The sequence below is a fragment of the Tissierellales bacterium genome (genome assembly GCA_035301805.1).
Classification (GTDB): Bacteria; Bacillota; Clostridia; order Tissierellales; family DATGTQ01; genus DATGTQ01.
The window spans coordinates 1-15913 of the sequence record DATGTQ010000265.1 but is presented as its reverse complement, the minus strand read 5'-3'; the positions used below and the strand labels follow the sequence as shown (position 1 = coordinate 15913).

The following is a 15913-nucleotide window of genomic DNA, read 5'->3' as shown; positions in this document are numbered from 1 at the left end:
GATATTACAGATAATGTGGTAGAGGATCTATTTTAAAAGTTTATAACTGTAGATGAAGTAGATATGGTTTATTCTAAGAAACATGGGGTTAAATACAAGAATAAATACTCCGTGCTTAGGGCAATTAATCGAAGATTTTTTTGAACGCTATAGCAATACTTTTATTCCTACCTACTATGCTATGGATTCTGATTATGATCTTGACTATCTGTAGGCGGTGTTGTCTCTGGCAGGATTGATTATTGTTACAGCAGGATTAGCAATTCCAATAGCAAGTGGTGTCCCAATAGAAAAAGTTATGGCAACCCAAGCTAAACGTATGATCTCTGGCACAGTTGCTCAGTAGCATCTAATGCCCTTATGGATAGATATGATTTAAATTCATATATAGCAATGGGAATTGGAATGGGGATTAGTAATATTACTTATAGGGGAATAAATTCGATGGAAGTAGATACTACAATGGGTATTGTTGCGTCGGGTGGTAAGGAAGTGAAGGAAGTTTTGGTGGATGAGGGAGTTGTAGGGACTAATAAAGGCGTTATTAGAGATGGAAGTCATATCGATAAGTTTGGTAAATTGAAGCCTAATAGTAAGTATCAAACTGGAGAATACGAGTACTTATATGGAACAGAAGAGCTAGGAATAATCCATAAATTTGAGGCAGAAGACTTAAAATTAACCAAGAGAAAAGAAGGCTACCTCATAACTGTTCCACCCTAGGTAAGGAGCTAGGCGATCATGCTGGACATATAGCAGCAGATAGATTTGGAGGGTCACCAAAATTGGATAATTTATTATCTCAATCTAGTAGGGTGAATTTGAGTAAATATAAGAAATTAGAAAATCAATGGAGCAAAGCAATTAAGGAAGGAAAAAAAGTCGCGGTTAATATAAATATTAATTATGATGGTAAGGGGTTAAGGCCTATTAGTTTTGATGTTGAGGATATAATAGATGGGATTTATCGTTTTGTAACAATAGAAAATTTATAAGGATGTGAGGTTTTAAAATGAAAGTATTTGAAGATTATTTTTCTGAAATACAGACAGATATGATATCTATAAGTCTAGAATATGTAGATGAAAAGGCAGAACAGGTTTATATTTATTGCTCATATGAACCAGGGATGTATTACTTTGATGTTTTTTATAAAATTAATGGTGAAATAGTTCAGCGACACGAATTAAATAAGGTAACATCAAATTATACTTATGATGTATCTATTGATAGACAACGATCTCTTATGAAGATTGGTGTAAATAATTTAAAAAAATACATAAAAAATGTAAAGAATTTAATAAAGAGATGCCAACGGAGATTAAACTTATATATGATGTAAAAACAAATAAGCTTTCAGGTTCATACTCCTATGAATTAAAATATTCCAATGATGAAGACATACTGCCAAGTGATATTTTTGAAGGATGGTATGAAGAGGAAAAGAATAGATAAGGGATCCACTTTTAAAGAGAAATGGAAACTATATTTAAATACTTTAAAAAGTATGGGAATATTCCAGATGATATAATGTTGAAATACAAAGATAAGGTTCCAACAGAGTTGTTGGAAGTATGAGGAAAGTATTGACTTGGGAGTTTAATTAATTCATATTTAAAATTAATTAATCCAGATGATTATTTAGAACTTTTAGAAGGTTGCTATTTAAGAAGTAGCGAAGCAGTTCCTATTTTCACAACATCAATGGGAGATATCATTGTATGGGAAAAAGAAGGGTATGTGAATTTATTAAATTTTAGAAAATGATATGTTAGTGTTATATCGTCAGGATTTGAATGATACTAACTTTATGAGTGATGAGTTAAAGTGTCAACCTTATACAGAGGTAATTAAAAAATGGTGAACCTACTTACGATGAATGCTTTGGCTATATTCCTATTCTAGGAATATGGGGAATAGAGAATATCGAAAATCTGAAAAAGGTTAAGCTAAGAAAATATATTTATTTAATAACACAATTTATGGGACCTATTGAATAATAATTGAGGAAAGTATAAAGATGTTGGGTAAATGAGAAATTATCTTTTAGCCAACATCTTTACTATATGAACGAATTCCATTCTGTAGATAAAATATATGACATTATAATACTCACATATAATTATATTTATAATAAAGATAGAGTTATTAGTAAGGTGGAAATGAAGAACATTTCGCTGATGTTGAAATTCCTTCTGTAAGAAATGAAGAATTTAATAAGTGGTTTGATAGCATTCAATCAGGAGAATTTAATAAAATTTGGAGTAACCTAAAATTGAGACAAAGAGTTGAAGATAGAGTAAGACATCCAGGCGGTTATCATGAATGGCATCTTATTGCAAGAACACCAAGGTTTAAAAATTGGGGTATAAGTATGAAAGATATTAAAGAAGTGAGGACTTTGACAAAAAATGTTGAATTTGTTAATCCTCCAGGAAGACATGGAGGAAGGGGATCTACGAAAGCACATAATGAGATTTTGAAAGTAATAGATTCATCTTCAAATTATGAAAGCCTTATTAAAAATCTAAATGAATGGGCTGAAATTAGAATGAAAAATGGTATTACAGATTAACCAAAAGGTTTAAGGAAGTAGAAGATATGAAAAATTATGTTTCACTTTGGTTAGGGAATTTTCTTAGTTCAGATGATGTTGAAAAATATACTAAAGTTAGATATACAGAAGATGGTGATAGTATATTTTCTCAATTTGAAAAAGATTTTAGGTTAGAATACTATGATAGAGATTTAATAGAAAAAGATTGGATTTCAGAGCTAGATGATAATATAAAGAATTTATTAATTGGTTTTTCATATGATGATAAATTGCTTAATGAATTTCATTCTATAGATAAAATATAATACTATACTACTCATATATAACTATATTATAGTAATGGAGATAGGGTAATTAGTAATGCGAGAAACGAGTCATACCCTATGGATTATATTGGAATTACAGTATATAAATCAGAATAAATGCAAGTTTAATAAATAGGTTGAAAAAATAATTTTAGCAACTTTTATTAGGATTAGAAATATATATAGATTTATATGATGGAGTAAAAGTAAATTATGAAAAATTCAAAAGGGCAGAAGTACCTCGTGGAAAAGGAGAAAAACCATTAAAGATTAATTTATTGGGTAAGATGTAATGATTATATAGGCTATATTAAAAAGGCTGTTCTATAAATAATTAATTAGTTATAGAACAACCTTTTCTTTATTTTAAAAGTATATAACAAATCAATAACTATAGAATCCATTAAAGAGATTCATTTTGCATCTAATCCGGAGTTATATTATACAATAGGTAATGCAAGTACAATAATATCTACCATTGGAACTCCAATAGCAAGTGGTGTTCCAATAGAACAAGTTATGGCAACTCAAACTAAACGCCTAGCATCTGGTGCAGTCGGTTCAATAGCATCAAATGTCCTCATAGATGAATACGATATGAATCCATATGTAGCAATGGGAATTGGAATGGGGATTAGTAATATTACTTATAAGGAAATAAATTCGATAGAAGTGGATACTACAATGGGTATTACTGTGTCTGGTGGTAAGGGAGTGGATGAAGTTCAGGTTGATAAAGATTCAACCATTGTTAATACACAAAGACCTGGTGTAATTGAGATTAGAACATCGGAAACTGCAAATGAAGAATGGTTTAAAGGGGGTATGATAAACCTCCATATAAACCAAAAACAGAAACTAAAATTGTAAAAGCTGGGAATGATGATTATGTTAGGTTTTTTTCATACAAAGAAGATGGGACATCGAATAAACTTGGTGGATGGATTATGAAAAAGGCAGATATAGATGGTTTAACACCTAGCCAAATTGCAGATAAATATGCGTTACCAGTAGAACCAACTCATATTTGCGATGTGGATGTACCAAAAGAATTTTTATTGCAAACAGGTATTGCAAATAAAGTAGATGGATGGGGTAGTGGAGGTGGTCAACAGTTTGACACTATGGGTAAGAAACTATCTGTCAGTGCATTTAAAAATGAAAAGTTAATATTGAAATAGGGGATGATTATTAATGATAGAAGTTGAAAAAAATATAATTAGTATTGATGGAGAAAAAATTAGTTTTTCGCATAATATTGAAAGGGTACTAGAGTTCGATAATATTTATATTGTCCATCTAATGGAGGACAATATTCCAAATAATAATATAATTGCTATTGATAGGGAAGGAAATATTGTATGGAAAATTTCAGATGTTATACGTTTACAATATGCAGAATCATATATTTCTTTAAGTAAAGAAAATAATAAAGAAATAAGTGTTATTTCATATAACGGGATTAAAAATGTTATTGATATTTACTCAAAATGCATAGTAGAAAAGCATATAACAAAATAAAGTATGACGGAAAAAAGATGGATTTAATAATCCATCTTTTTTGTGTCTAGCATGAGCAACAATTTGGTGACAAAAGTCCATTTGAGTAGCTTGCTCAATAGTTATTTAGATATAGCAGAAATGACTTATGTTAAATGAGACGCAAAGGGAGAGTATTGGAAACTATATAAATGAAGTACATGTTTTAATCACTCAAATACTCACTTAACTTTTAATATATGCTATCAGATGTTATTTATTTGAAGGTTCCCAGAAAATAGTGAACAAGAACGAAAAATGTCCTCATAGATGAATACGATATGGATCCATATATAGCAATAGGAATTGGAATGGGAATTAGCAATATTACTTATAAGGGAATAAATTCGATAGAAATGGATACTACAATGGGTATTACTGCGTCGGGCGGTAAGATATCGGAAGAAGTATCTACGACCGAAAAAATGGATAGATTTACAGAACATCAAGATGATGTTTCGGATATTAAAAGTGTAAAAAAGATTATTGCTGAAAGAACTAAGGGGTTAGATCTAAATGAACATCCTGCAAAGACTAAACAGCTAAGTTCTAAAAAGATGAAAGAATTAAAAGAAAAAATTGATACTCGAACTATTACAAAAGGAGAATATAAAAACTATATGTGGAATAAAAGATTTGCTAGAAAACGTAAAGCAGGAATTACGAAATTTTGGGATATGGAATTAGAAAGAATAATAAATGAAAAACCTACAACTAGAAATTGGAGTCAAGAACAGATTCAAGATATACTATTAGGAGAAGCTCCGAAATTTGATGGTAAACCAATTATTGGACACCATAGTTACAGTGCTTCTAAATATCCTCATTTAGCCGATAAAGGTGAAATTATCTATCCAGTTACTTTTAATGAGCATTTTAACGGTTGGCATGGTGGAAATTGGAGGAATAGCATGCCTGGAGAACCTTATAATATTCATTAAGGATTTCTAAGAAAAGGGAGGAAAATATATGAGTGAAAATAGAATAGATATAAAAATTCTTAGTACTGAAGATAAAAACAAACTTATACCAGTAATTAGGGAACATAGTAGCAAATCTATTAGTGAGATAAGAAGAGATATTAATGAATGTTCCCCTATCTTAACCTTATACTATATAGATAACCCAGAGGGATTATCATTATTGTCAAGTGCCATAAAAGAACTGGAACGAAAAGGGGCAAAGTTAGAAATTATACAAAAAATCGGGAACTTAAGTAGAGTTATAAGTAGTAGTACAATAGAGAATTTGATTGATAGAGATAAATTAATTACAGAACAGATTCAGCAATATGACGATAAAATTTCTGATTAAAAAAGTAAATTAATAACATAGCAGAAGTAATTAAAACGTTGGCAAGAAGGGCTTGTTTCCTAGACCAACGTTTTTTAATCTTTTAGTTCATTTTATGAATCGATATTAATGCATACAAAGTTCAGTCTCAATAAAATCTAAAACATATGAAATGCCAAATCCAGAATTATATTATAAAATAGGTAATGCAAGTACAATAATCTCTAGTATGGGGGCTCCAATAGCAAGTGGTATACCAGTACAATAAATTGCAGCAACTCAAACTAAACGCCAAGCATTTGGTGCACTTATAGGTATGATTTAAATATATCTATATATATAACATGTGGATTATTGGAATGGCGGCAAAGAACTATAGGTTTATCCAAGTGGAACAAAATATATGTTAGAATATATAGGATTTAATAGTCAAGATATAGGTTTTTTACAACATTGGTAAGAAGTCAACAAATGTTAAATAAATTTAAATATTAATATACAGAATTATCTAAAATAGGGTATAATAAATATAAGGATAATATTATAATATAAAATATTAGAGAAAAGTGAACATTTCCTATTAAGAGAAGATTTATCAATTCACTATATAGAATTACCTAAATTTGATGATAAAAAAGATATAGAATATATGGAAGCAGTAGAACTATGGTTAATATTTATGAAGAGAATAGGAGAACCAGGGACGGAAGAACTGTTAAATCAGCTTATGGAAAGGAGTGAAACATTAAAGATGGCTAAAGAAATGTTAGAAAAGATATCTGCTGATGAAAGACTAAGAGAGAAATATTATGCTAGAGAGAAGGCTAGACGGGATGCCATATCTAGATTAAAATATGCAGAAAGAAAAGGAATGGAAAAAGGAATAGAAAAAGGAATAGAAAAAGGAATAGAAAAGGGAATAGAAGAGAATAAAGAAAAAACAGCTATTAAGGCAATAGAAATAGGGCTTAGTATAGATGAAGTTATGAAGCTAACTGGATTTACTAAAGAGGAGATTGAAAAATTAAAGAAAGGGTTTAATAATTAAATATATACAATTGTAGGGGATGTTTCATAACTAATTAATCAGTTATGGAATGCCTCTTTTTTATGTTCAAGTTAACAACTGAATTACTTAAGTTTCCATAACCAAATATATTTTTTAGCCTGATTTTAGATATAGCAAATAGAACTTGGATATTTTCTTGTTTTTTTTAATTCATAATTCGATGGTTTTATGAAAGCTTCTATTTGATTTTGCTTTAAGTACGGAGAATGTTCCTCAGCAAAATAAATATATGGTTTAATGATATCAGAAATGCCATAAGTTAGAGGGGATAGAGATGTCATTTGAAATTAGGCTCAATGAGATTTCTAAAACTCTTTCTCTATATAGATCTTTGTGGGTACAAGAATGTATTTTAAACCAGATAGATAATAGGCTCAAATATAGAAATGAGGTGGATTAAATATAATTCCACCCCAAGTATTAATAGAGAACTAATAATTAATATAGGTGACAAGCCACCGTATGTTTTGGACTTATTTCTTGTAATGCAGGTTCTATTTTATGGCATTTTTCCATTGTATATTTACATCTAGTAACAAATTTACACCCTTGTGGTGGATTAAGTGGGCTTGGCACATCTCCTGTTAATGTTTTTATAGGTTTTTCCATGGCCATTTTTGGATCTGGTTCTAAAACTGAAGATAATAGAGCCTGAGTATATGGATGGGCTGGATTCTCATATATTTCATCACTTGACCCTATTTCAATTAGTTTTCCTAAATACATAACTCCTATACGATGGGATATATGTCTTACCATAGATAAATCATGAGCGATGAATAAATAAGTTAATCCCATTTCTTCTTGTAAATCCTCTAACATATTTACTACTTGGGCTTGAATAGATACGTCTAATGCAGATATAGGTTCATCACATAGTATAAATTCTGGATTAATGGATAGAGCCCTTGCTATTCCAATTCTCTGTCTTTGTCCGCCACTAAATTCATGAGGATATCTATCCATGTGTTTATTATCTAAACCAACCTTTTTCAATAAAGTAAGGACCCTTTCTTTTTTTTCTTTTTTACTTCCTATATTATAAACATCTAATGGTTCTGATATTAAATCTTCAACTGTTAAAGTAGGATTTAAAGAAGCATAAGGATCCTGGAATATTACTTGCATTTTTCTTCTATAGGGTTTAAGTTCCTTTTCCTTTAATTTAGCTATATCTTTCCCTTTATATAGTATTTCTCCTCCAGTTACATCGAAAAGCCTAATAATACTTCTACCAGTAGTAGATTTACCACAACCTGATTCTCCTACAAGACCAAAAGTTTCCCCTTCTTTTATATAAAAACTAACATTATCTACTGCCTTTAAATATTTAGTCTTTCTAAAAAATGATGACTCTTTTACTGGAAAATATTTTTTTAAATTATTCACTTCTATTAATTTATTGCTCATTATTTTCACCTTTTCCACATATAGATTTATCTAATCGCCAACACATTGCCCTATGATTTTTATCTTTGTTAAAATACTTTGGTTGTTTTTCTTTACATATATCCATAACATAAGGACAACGTTGGGCAAAAGGACAACCTTTTATTTCAAAAGCTAAATTTGGTGGGTTTCCTTTAATAGGTATAAGTCTTTTTTTTGTTCCACCTTTTATCTTTGGTAAAGATTCCAGTAACCCTTTAGTATAGGGATGTAGTGGATTATAAAATATATCTTCTACTTTTCCCTCTTCCATTATCATTCCGCCATACATAACAATTACTTTAGAGCATGTATTAGCTACTACTCCTAAATCATGGGTTATGAGAATGATAGATGTATTAAGCTTTTTCTTTAATTCCATTAAAAGTTCCAATATTTGAGCTTGAATAGTAACATCTAGAGCAGTTGTAGGTTCATCAGCTATAAGTAAATCTGGTTTGCAGCTTAAAGCCATGGCAATGATAGCCCTTTGTCTCATGCCTCCACTAAATTCGTGAGGATAATTATTATATCTTTCCTCTGCCGAAGGAATGCCTACCATTTTTAGCATTTCTATAGTTTTTGCTTTGGCTTTACTTTTACTTAACCCTTGATGCCTTTTTATGACATCTGAAATTTGATTTCCTACTGTAAATACTGGATTTAGAGAAGTCATAGGATCTTGGAATATCATTGCAATATCATTCCCTCGTATTTTTATCATTTCTTTTTCACTTTTATTTAAAAGATTTTCTCCTTTATAAATTATCTCTCCATTAGTAATTTTTCCTGTATTTTTAAGTAACCTCATTATGGATAAAGAGGTTACAGATTTTCCACTTCCTGACTCTCCAACTATTCCTAGCATTTCTCCTTGTTTTACATCAAAGCTAACTCCACGAACGGCTCTTACTTCACCACTATGATTAAAAAATGTTACTTCTAAATCTTTTATTTTAAGTAAGAAGTCTTTCATTATAATACTTCCTTTCATTTTTTACTAGTCATTATTTGCCTTAGGTTCAAAGGCAACTCTAAAAATATCTCCTAGAACATTAAAGCTTAAAACTGTTATTAAAATTAAAACTCCTGGAAATAAAGCTAAATGAGGAGCTTCTTCCATATATCCTTGAGCATATTTTAGCATACTTCCCCAAGAAGAATTTGGTTGGCGTACTCCTAATCCTAGGAAACTTAAGGACGATTCCATAAGTATTGCATTAGCTATGTTTAATGTAGAAGCAACGATAACCGTAGGAAATATATTAGGAATTATATGTTTTTTTATGATACCACTAGGTTTTTCACCTATGACCTGTGAATATAGAACATATTCCCTTTCTTTAATGGAAATAGTTTCTCCCCTAACGATTCTTGCTGTACCCATCCAGCTAAACAAGCCTATAATAATAATTATATTTTGTATTCCTGGTTTCAAATAAGCATTTAATATGAGTATTAGAAAAAAAGTAGGAATACTCATTAAAATATCTATAATTCTCATAATAATACTATCTACCTTGCCTCCAAAATATCCACTAATAGTTCCTACTATGGTTCCTATAATTGTGGAAATTATCATAGATAAGAAACCTACTGTAAGGGAAACTCTTCCCCCGTATAATGCGCGAGCAAAATAATCTCTTCCCATATCATCGGTTCCGAACAAATGAGATTTTGAAGGTGCTGCTAGACGATTCATTACATCAATTTTATTTGGGTCATAGGGAGATAGAAAAGCTAAAATAGATGCAATAGACAAAATAATAATTACTAAAATAGATATTACTCCTAATTTACTTTCTTTTAACTGATATATTAAATTAGATTTTAATCTGTGATTCATTTTTAGCTCAGCTCCTTAATTCTTGGGTCTACAACGCTATACAATATATCCGATAAAAGATTTCCTAATATGAGAACTAGAGATGAAAACATTGTAATTGCCATAATTAGAGGATAATCATAGCTAAATATAGCCGTCATACCTAGCTGCCCCATACCAGGCCATCCAAAAATACTCTCTGTAATAAAAGCTCCTGATACCAAACTAGGTAAAGACATTCCCAGTATAGTAATTACAGGTAAAATAGCATTTTTTAATACATATTTATATAATATTTCATTTTTACTAGCTCCTGATGCTAACTGAACTGTTACATATTCTTCTTTTAATTCACTAATAGTATTAGATCTAATATACCTAGCAACTACTGCTATATTTTGTATACTTAATACTAAAATAGGCATTATTGCATGTTTTATAAGATCCCAAGTGCTATAAACTCCTGTTGTTCTCATACCTATGCTTGGTAATAAGTGTAACTTTAGGGATAATAAATAGATCAATATCATTGCAAACCAAAAACTTGGTAAAGATATACCGAGATAAGATATAATTGTAACTATTTGATCGAAAAGCTTATTTTGATTAGCAGCTGAAAAAAGACCTATTATAATTCCTATAATCATAGAAAATATTAAGGAAGTTAACATAAGGCCTATAGTTGCAGGTAGTCTTTCAGTTATCTGTGTAGCAACAGGTCTATGATTAACTAAAGAATATCCTAAATTCCCCTTTAATACATTCCTTATCCACCTTATATATTGGATATGGATTGGATCATTAAGCCCCATACTTTCTCTAATTCTCTCAATGTCAGCTGGTCCCATTTCTGGAGTTATATAGGCTTGAACTGGATCCCCAGGGGCTAGTTTTATAAGAAGAAATGAAACTATAGATACTGCAATAAGCATTGGTATTGTTTGTAATACCCTTTTAATAATTAACCTTTTCACCCTAATTCCTCCTATATAATTACAAAAGTAAACTGAAAATCAGTTTACTTTTGTAGTTGTCTATTTTATTATTTGACTAAGTATAATTTAGATAAATCTTCAAACATACTAACTGGTACTAACTTAGCTTCTTCAATTCCTCCAAATCTACTATCTATTGCTACAATTGATTTAGGATAAACTATTGGATACACTACCATATCATCCATTATTTCCATTTGGATTTCTTCATATATTTCTGATCTCTTACTTTCATCAGTTTCAATAACGCCTTTATCCCACATTTCATCTAATTCTTTGTTGACATAGCCCATGAAATTATTTTGATTCTCTGCTACAAATAATGGACTATATCCACTAGGTTCAAGACCCATGACATATCCATTAAAGGCTAAATCAAAATCTGAATTGGAAGCATCTGTGAATTTTTCTAAGAAAGCTCCTCTTTCCATAGAAACAAGCTCTAGTTCTACCCCAATCTCTTTTAATTGTTGTTGCATTATAAGGCCATAAGATTCTTGTTCCTCACTTGAATTTGTATATGCTAATTTTAAATTTAGATTATCATAACCTGCATTTTTCATAAGTTCTTTTGCTTTTTCTAAATTATGTTCATATTTTTCTACATCGTGGGTATGATATTCAGTTGTAGGTACGAATATTGAATAAGCCTTTTCAGCATATTCATCAGATTCATAAACGCCGGCTATTATTTCATCTTTATCAATAGCATAAGCAATGGCTTTTCTAACATCCTTATTTTGTAAAGCTTCATTGTTTAACTTAAATACCATGTTATTTAACATGCCCTCATCAAAGACTTCTATATTGAATTTTTCATTATCACTAAACCCACTAATATCATCAGTGGTAATATATCTAGCACTTAATTCTCCATTTAATAATGCGGTATTTGCAGAATTTGTATCGGTTATTACTCTAAATACTACCCCCTCTAAATGGGGCTTTCCATCAAAATAATTATCAAATCTTTCTAATTCTACTTTTTCTCCATTTTTAAATTCTTTAAATTTGAAAGGGCCTGAACCAATTGGTTCTAAATTCTTATCACTTTTTGCTAAATCTTTTTCTCCTTCAAATATATGTTTGGGAATTGGTCGGAGACTTCCTAGTTTACTTGTAAATGGTACTGATATCTGGGGTAATACAAATTCAACTGTTAAATCATCTACTTTATTCACCTTTACTGGCTTTCCATCTACTAAAAAGGAACTTATAAGATGAGAATTTTGATTTTCATCAAGTATTGAATCTACTGTAAAGACAATATCATCAGCAGTTAAGGGCTCTCCATCATGCCATTTAAGTCCTTCTTTTAATTTTAAAGTATAAGTTAAATAATCCTCTGAATGCTCAATGCTCTCTGCTAAATAATAACGGGTTTCTTCTGCATCTGTTACATACAATGGTGAAAACAATGCATTGTTAATAGTCATAGTAACCCTGTCACCTGCATATAATGGATTCATTACATTTGGATCACTATTAATTCCAAATATAAATATTCCACCATCTTCTTTAGTTGGCTCAGAAGATTCATCTTCTGTGTCTTTTGATGTATCTGCTGGTGGTTGAGTTTCACTTACATTTTTACTACATGCTGTAGACATTAATATAATCAAAGCAATAATTAATACTAACCCTTTTTTACTTCTCATAGTATTCCTCCTAAATCTACTTATTTTCTTACTACCTTCATGGAACATTTTATTAGTGTCTAAAGTTTAAATCAAATTGATATTTTATATACATTCTGGATGTGATATAGATAGAATTTATGGTACTCAAAAATTATATATAATAAGTAAAAAAATAAACTCTTAATCATTGATATTTATGGGTGTAGGGGCAATGACAGACTTTAGACATTTAATGGCAAATCCAAGAAGTATATTATAAGGAGTGGCAGCTCAATTTGGTATTTTCATTACAATTATTAGGACCTATAAAGGAGGATCAACAGATCCATCTGAATTTCTAAATAAACCTATTGAAAGTTATAGTAGCTTATAAAGCTGGTGAAGGTACAGATGTTGGAGCACGTATTTTGACCTCTGTTGCAGAAAAAAACCTGGCCAGTTTTTAGTAGTACTTAATAAACCTGGTTCTGATGAAGAACTAGGATATACAGAATTGGCAGGAGCAAAACCAGATGGATATACTGTAGGATTTATTAATCTACCTACATTTGTGAGTTTAATTTTAGAAAGAGATACTAAATATGAGGTGGATGATGTAGTTCCAATTTTAAATCATGTATATGATTCAGAAGTTTTAATAGTTCAAGATTCGAGTAAGTAGGAAACTCTTGAAGACTTTGTAAATGATGCTAAAGAAAATCCAGAAAAAATAACTATATCTAATAATGGAACTGGTACTTCTAACTACATAGGTGCTGCATATTTTACCTATTAGCTTATGGTCTACAGTTATCGGGACTGTAGTTGGAATACTACCAGGAGCAGGTGGAACAATTGAGAGTTTCATAGGATATAATGAAGCAAAAAGATTTTCTAAGAACAAAGAAGAATTTAGTGAGGGTAGTATAGAAAGTATAGTAGATGCAAAGGTAGCTAATAATGCTGTTACTGGAGGTTCATTGATTCAAACACTAACCCTTGGAATACCAGGAAATAGTGTAACTGCAATTTTACTTGGAGGACTAGTAATACAAGGTCTAAGTCCAGGGTTAGATTTATTTACTGTTCATGGGAGGAACACTTATACTTTTTTGCTGGCTTTGCAATAGTTAATATATTCATGCTTATATTGGGATTGTTTGGAGTAAGATTTTTTGCGGAAATTTCAACAGTAAAAGATAGTGTCTTAATACCAATAATTTTCGTGTTAAGCGTTGTTGGATCTTATGCAATAAATAATAGAATGTTAGATGTGTGAATAAGGTTCATTTTTGGCATAATAGATTATTCTGTTAAAAAATTTGATTTAAATGCAGTAGCTATTGTATTGGTATTAATATTAGGGGCAAAAGGAGAAACGGATTCTAGAAGAACTTTAATAATGAATGATGGAAATATTATGCCCTTATTTAATAGCACAATAAGTTGGATTTTAATCATTTAAGTATATTATCTATTTTATCGTAAATTGTGATGTCAAAATTAGAAAGTAAAAAATTACAATCTACTTTAAAGTAATGATGTATATTGAGTTTTTACTTGTATAAAGGGGTCATGTAGATGGTTAGTCATATAGAGATAATATTAAGGCTAGTTCTTTCAGCCATAATAGGTGGATTAATTGGGATGGAAAGGGAAGTAAATAATAGGCCGGCTGGGTTAAGGACTCATGTTCTAGTTAGTGTTACCTCAGCCTTAATAATGCTAGTATCTATAGACGGTTTCTATAATGTTAAAACAGGATTGCGAGACGGTGATCCTGCAAGATTAGCAGCCCAAATAGTAAGCGGTATAGGATTTTTAGGAGCTGGGACTATAATTAAAACTGGAAATAATATTAAAGGGCTTACTACAGCAGCTAGTTTATGGGCGTGTGCTGGAGTGGGGCTAGCTATAGGTAATGGTTATTATCTAGGTGGTTTATTAACAGCAGGTATTATTTTATTTACATTAATAAGCTTAGGTTCAATTGAAAGAAAAATATCTAAAACAAAATATAAAAAATTAGAGATTATAGGCACTAATAGATCAGGACTTATTGGTGAAATAGGAATTCTATTAGGGAAACATAATATGGTTATTAAAGATATTTATATAGTAGACAGTGAAATTGAAGATGATGAAGAAGACATTTTAATAGAAATACATTTTATGATTAAAGTAGGAAAAGATTTTAATCCCGTTGGATTTTTTAAAGAAATTTACGAAATAGAAGGGATTTTAGAGGCTATTTTTGATGATAAAACTAGCTTATTATAATTTATAATGGCCTAAATATGAGGAAACCAATTATAAAAATACATTTAAAAAGAAGTGATTTTAATATAATTCATGTATATACAGGGGATGAAACTATTAAAAAACTATTTCGTGTAAACCAGATTTAATTTTATTAGACTTAATGCTTCTAGATATTGATGAATTTGAAGTTTGCAGGATGATAAAATTAAACGAAAGAACTATGGGTTTATCTAAGTGGGACAAAATGTATGTTAAAATATATAGGATGTAATGATCAATATATAAGGATTTTTACAACATTGGTAAGAAGTCAACAAATGTTAAATAAATTTCAATATTAATATACAGAATTATCTAAAATAGGGTATAATAAATATAAGGATAATATAATATAGGAGGTCCGGAAAATGGGAACTAAAGAGCTGTTAAGTCCATTAAATGACCTAGTTTTTAAGGCTCTCTTTGGAAGAGAACAAAAGAAAAGTAAAATTATTCTAATCGATTTCTTAAATTCAATCTTAAATTTAGATGAAGAGGATAAAATAATAGAAATAATACATTTAAACCCTTTTAACTTAAAGGAATTTGAGGGAGATAAAGGTTCTGTATTAGACTTAAAAGTGAAAACGGAGAAAGAAGAGAGAATAAACATAGAAGTTCAGGTTAATAAAGAAGATGATTTTAGAAAAAGGAGTTTATATTATTGGTCTAAGATGTATGGGGATACAATATTAGAGGGAAAACCATATTCATCATTAAAGAAGAGTATAGTAATTAATATAATGGATTTTATAATAATAGACGAAACAAGCAAATATCATACAGAATACCAGATATTAGAGAAAAATGAACATTTCTTATTAACAGAAGATTTATCAATTCACTATATAGAATTACCTAAATTTGATGATAAAAAAGATATAGAATATATGGAAGCAGTAGAACTATGGTTAACATTTATGAAGAGAATAGGAGAGCCTGGGACGGAAGAACTGTTAAATCAGCTTATGGAAAGGAGTGA

General features: G+C 30.1%; 21 protein-coding genes and 1 pseudogene. 17 read left to right on the top strand and 5 right to left on the bottom strand.

Annotated elements, in window-relative coordinates:
• Positions 1-217: 217 nt before the first annotated feature.
• From VK071_13060 to VK071_13000, 13 genes are all read left to right on the top strand, one after another.
• Positions 218-346 carry a hypothetical protein gene (locus VK071_13060; protein ID HLR36242.1) on the top strand — a complete coding sequence of 43 codons (129 nt, stop codon included), beginning with the start codon at positions 218-220 and terminating at the stop codon, positions 344-346.
• A 14-nt stretch (positions 347-360) separates the two neighbouring features.
• Positions 361-723: a hypothetical protein gene (locus VK071_13055; protein HLR36241.1), complete on the top strand. Its 363-nt coding sequence runs from the start codon at positions 361-363 to the stop codon at positions 721-723.
• Positions 678-995 (top strand): DNA/RNA non-specific endonuclease, encoded by a 318-nt coding sequence (locus tag VK071_13050; GenBank protein HLR36240.1) that lies wholly within the window; start codon positions 678-680, stop codon positions 993-995. Before VK071_13055 ends, VK071_13050 begins: the two co-directional genes overlap by 46 nt.
• A gap of 17 nt (positions 996-1012) precedes the next feature.
• Positions 1013-1342: a hypothetical protein gene (locus VK071_13045; protein ID HLR36239.1), complete on the top strand. Its 330-nt coding sequence runs from the start codon at positions 1013-1015 to the stop codon at positions 1340-1342.
• A complete protein-coding gene (locus VK071_13040; protein HLR36238.1) occupies positions 1309-1455 on the top strand; it encodes a hypothetical protein in 147 nt (48 codons plus the stop codon). The genes VK071_13045 and VK071_13040 overlap by 34 nt, the downstream gene beginning before the upstream one ends.
• Positions 1456-2275: 820 nt before the next feature.
• Positions 2276-2575 (top strand): hypothetical protein, encoded by a 300-nt coding sequence (locus tag VK071_13035; GenBank protein HLR36237.1) that lies wholly within the window; start codon positions 2276-2278, stop codon positions 2573-2575.
• A gap of 26 nt (positions 2576-2601) precedes the next feature.
• Positions 2602-2862 (top strand): immunity 22 family protein, encoded by a 261-nt coding sequence (locus VK071_13030; protein HLR36236.1) that lies wholly within the window; start codon positions 2602-2604, stop codon positions 2860-2862.
• A gap of 519 nt (positions 2863-3381) precedes the next feature.
• Positions 3382-3732 carry a hypothetical protein gene (locus VK071_13025; GenBank protein HLR36235.1) on the top strand — a complete coding sequence of 117 codons (351 nt, stop codon included), beginning with the start codon at positions 3382-3384 and terminating at the stop codon, positions 3730-3732.
• A gap of 77 nt (positions 3733-3809) precedes the next feature.
• Positions 3810-4043: a hypothetical protein gene (locus VK071_13020; GenBank protein ID HLR36234.1), complete on the top strand. Its 234-nt coding sequence runs from the start codon at positions 3810-3812 to the stop codon at positions 4041-4043.
• Positions 4044-4056: 13 nt separating this feature from the next.
• A complete protein-coding gene (locus VK071_13015) occupies positions 4057-4383 on the top strand; it encodes a hypothetical protein (protein HLR36233.1) in 327 nt (108 codons plus the stop codon).
• Between the two features lie 299 nt (positions 4384-4682).
• Positions 4683-5342: a hypothetical protein gene (locus tag VK071_13010; protein ID HLR36232.1), complete on the top strand. Its 660-nt coding sequence runs from the start codon at positions 4683-4685 to the stop codon at positions 5340-5342.
• Between the two features lie 28 nt (positions 5343-5370).
• Complete coding sequence (locus VK071_13005) at positions 5371-5715, top strand: hypothetical protein (protein ID HLR36231.1); 345 nt, start codon at positions 5371-5373, stop codon at positions 5713-5715.
• 532 nt (positions 5716-6247) lie between these two features.
• Positions 6248-6742 carry an Rpn family recombination-promoting nuclease/putative transposase gene (locus VK071_13000; protein HLR36230.1) on the top strand — a complete coding sequence of 165 codons (495 nt, stop codon included), beginning with the start codon at positions 6248-6250 and terminating at the stop codon, positions 6740-6742.
• 459 nt (positions 6743-7201) lie between these two features.
• On the opposite strand, the gene VK071_12995 is transcribed toward VK071_13000, so the two are convergent.
• The 5 genes from VK071_12995 to VK071_12975 form a co-directional block, all read right to left on the bottom strand.
• A complete protein-coding gene (locus VK071_12995; protein HLR36229.1) occupies positions 7202-8173 on the bottom strand; it encodes an oligopeptide/dipeptide ABC transporter ATP-binding protein in 972 nt (323 codons plus the stop codon).
• Positions 8163-9185 carry an ABC transporter ATP-binding protein gene (locus VK071_12990; GenBank protein HLR36228.1) on the bottom strand — a complete coding sequence of 341 codons (1023 nt, stop codon included), beginning with the start codon at positions 9183-9185 and terminating at the stop codon, positions 8163-8165. Before VK071_12990 ends, VK071_12995 begins: the two co-directional genes overlap by 11 nt.
• A gap of 6 nt (positions 9186-9191) precedes the next feature.
• A complete protein-coding gene (locus VK071_12985; GenBank protein HLR36227.1) occupies positions 9192-10037 on the bottom strand; it encodes an ABC transporter permease in 846 nt (281 codons plus the stop codon).
• A gap of 2 nt (positions 10038-10039) precedes the next feature.
• Entirely contained in the window at positions 10040-10990 is a 951-nt protein-coding gene (locus VK071_12980) for an ABC transporter permease (protein HLR36226.1), read from the bottom strand.
• 68 nt (positions 10991-11058) lie between these two features.
• Positions 11059-12669, bottom strand: a complete 1611-nt coding sequence (locus VK071_12975; protein ID HLR36225.1) for an ABC transporter substrate-binding protein — start codon at positions 12667-12669, stop codon at positions 11059-11061.
• A 415-nt stretch (positions 12670-13084) separates the two neighbouring features.
• On the opposite strand from VK071_12975, the pseudogene VK071_12970 reads away from it, so the two are divergent.
• The 4 genes and pseudogenes from VK071_12970 to VK071_12955 all read left to right on the top strand — a co-directional run.
• Positions 13085-13312 (top strand): annotated as a pseudogene (locus VK071_12970) (tripartite tricarboxylate transporter substrate-binding protein).
• Positions 13313-13403: 91 nt separating this feature from the next.
• Positions 13404-13760: a tripartite tricarboxylate transporter permease gene (locus VK071_12965; GenBank protein HLR36224.1), complete on the top strand. Its 357-nt coding sequence runs from the start codon at positions 13404-13406 to the stop codon at positions 13758-13760.
• 451 nt (positions 13761-14211) lie between these two features.
• A complete protein-coding gene (locus VK071_12960) occupies positions 14212-14910 on the top strand; it encodes an MgtC/SapB family protein (GenBank protein ID HLR36223.1) in 699 nt (232 codons plus the stop codon).
• A 389-nt stretch (positions 14911-15299) separates the two neighbouring features.
• On the top strand, positions 15300-15913 hold a 614-nt coding region (locus VK071_12955), incomplete at its 3' end, for an Rpn family recombination-promoting nuclease/putative transposase (protein ID HLR36222.1).

What these genes read in the sequence shown, in the direction of transcription:
- VK071_13055 (HLR36241.1), top strand. Translation starts at nt 361, where the DNA reads ATGGATAGATATGATTTAAATTCATATATAGCAATGGGAATTGGAATG.
- VK071_13045 (HLR36239.1), top strand. Translation starts at nt 1,013, where the DNA reads ATGAAAGTATTTGAAGATTATTTTTCTGAAATACAGACAGATATGATA.
- VK071_13040 (HLR36238.1), top strand. Translation starts at nt 1,309, where the DNA reads ATGCCAACGGAGATTAAACTTATATATGATGTAAAAACAAATAAGCTT.
- VK071_13030 (HLR36236.1), top strand. Translation starts at nt 2,602, where the DNA reads ATGAAAAATTATGTTTCACTTTGGTTAGGGAATTTTCTTAGTTCAGAT.
- VK071_13025 (HLR36235.1), top strand. Translation starts at nt 3,382, where the DNA reads ATGGCAACTCAAACTAAACGCCTAGCATCTGGTGCAGTCGGTTCAATA.
- VK071_13020 (HLR36234.1), top strand. Translation starts at nt 3,810, where the DNA reads ATGAAAAAGGCAGATATAGATGGTTTAACACCTAGCCAAATTGCAGAT.
- VK071_13015 (HLR36233.1), top strand. Translation starts at nt 4,057, where the DNA reads ATGATAGAAGTTGAAAAAAATATAATTAGTATTGATGGAGAAAAAATT.
- VK071_13010 (HLR36232.1), top strand. Translation starts at nt 4,683, where the DNA reads ATGGATCCATATATAGCAATAGGAATTGGAATGGGAATTAGCAATATT.
- VK071_13005 (HLR36231.1), top strand. Translation starts at nt 5,371, where the DNA reads ATGAGTGAAAATAGAATAGATATAAAAATTCTTAGTACTGAAGATAAA.
- VK071_12995 (HLR36229.1), bottom strand. Translation starts at nt 8,173, where the DNA reads ATGAGCAATAAATTAATAGAAGTGAATAATTTAAAAAAATATTTTCCA.
- VK071_12990 (HLR36228.1), bottom strand. Translation starts at nt 9,185, where the DNA reads ATGAAAGGAAGTATTATAATGAAAGACTTCTTACTTAAAATAAAAGAT.
- VK071_12985 (HLR36227.1), bottom strand. Translation starts at nt 10,037, where the DNA reads ATGAATCACAGATTAAAATCTAATTTAATATATCAGTTAAAAGAAAGT.
- VK071_12975 (HLR36225.1), bottom strand. Translation starts at nt 12,669, where the DNA reads ATGAGAAGTAAAAAAGGGTTAGTATTAATTATTGCTTTGATTATATTA.
- VK071_12960 (HLR36223.1), top strand. Translation starts at nt 14,212, where the DNA reads ATGGTTAGTCATATAGAGATAATATTAAGGCTAGTTCTTTCAGCCATA.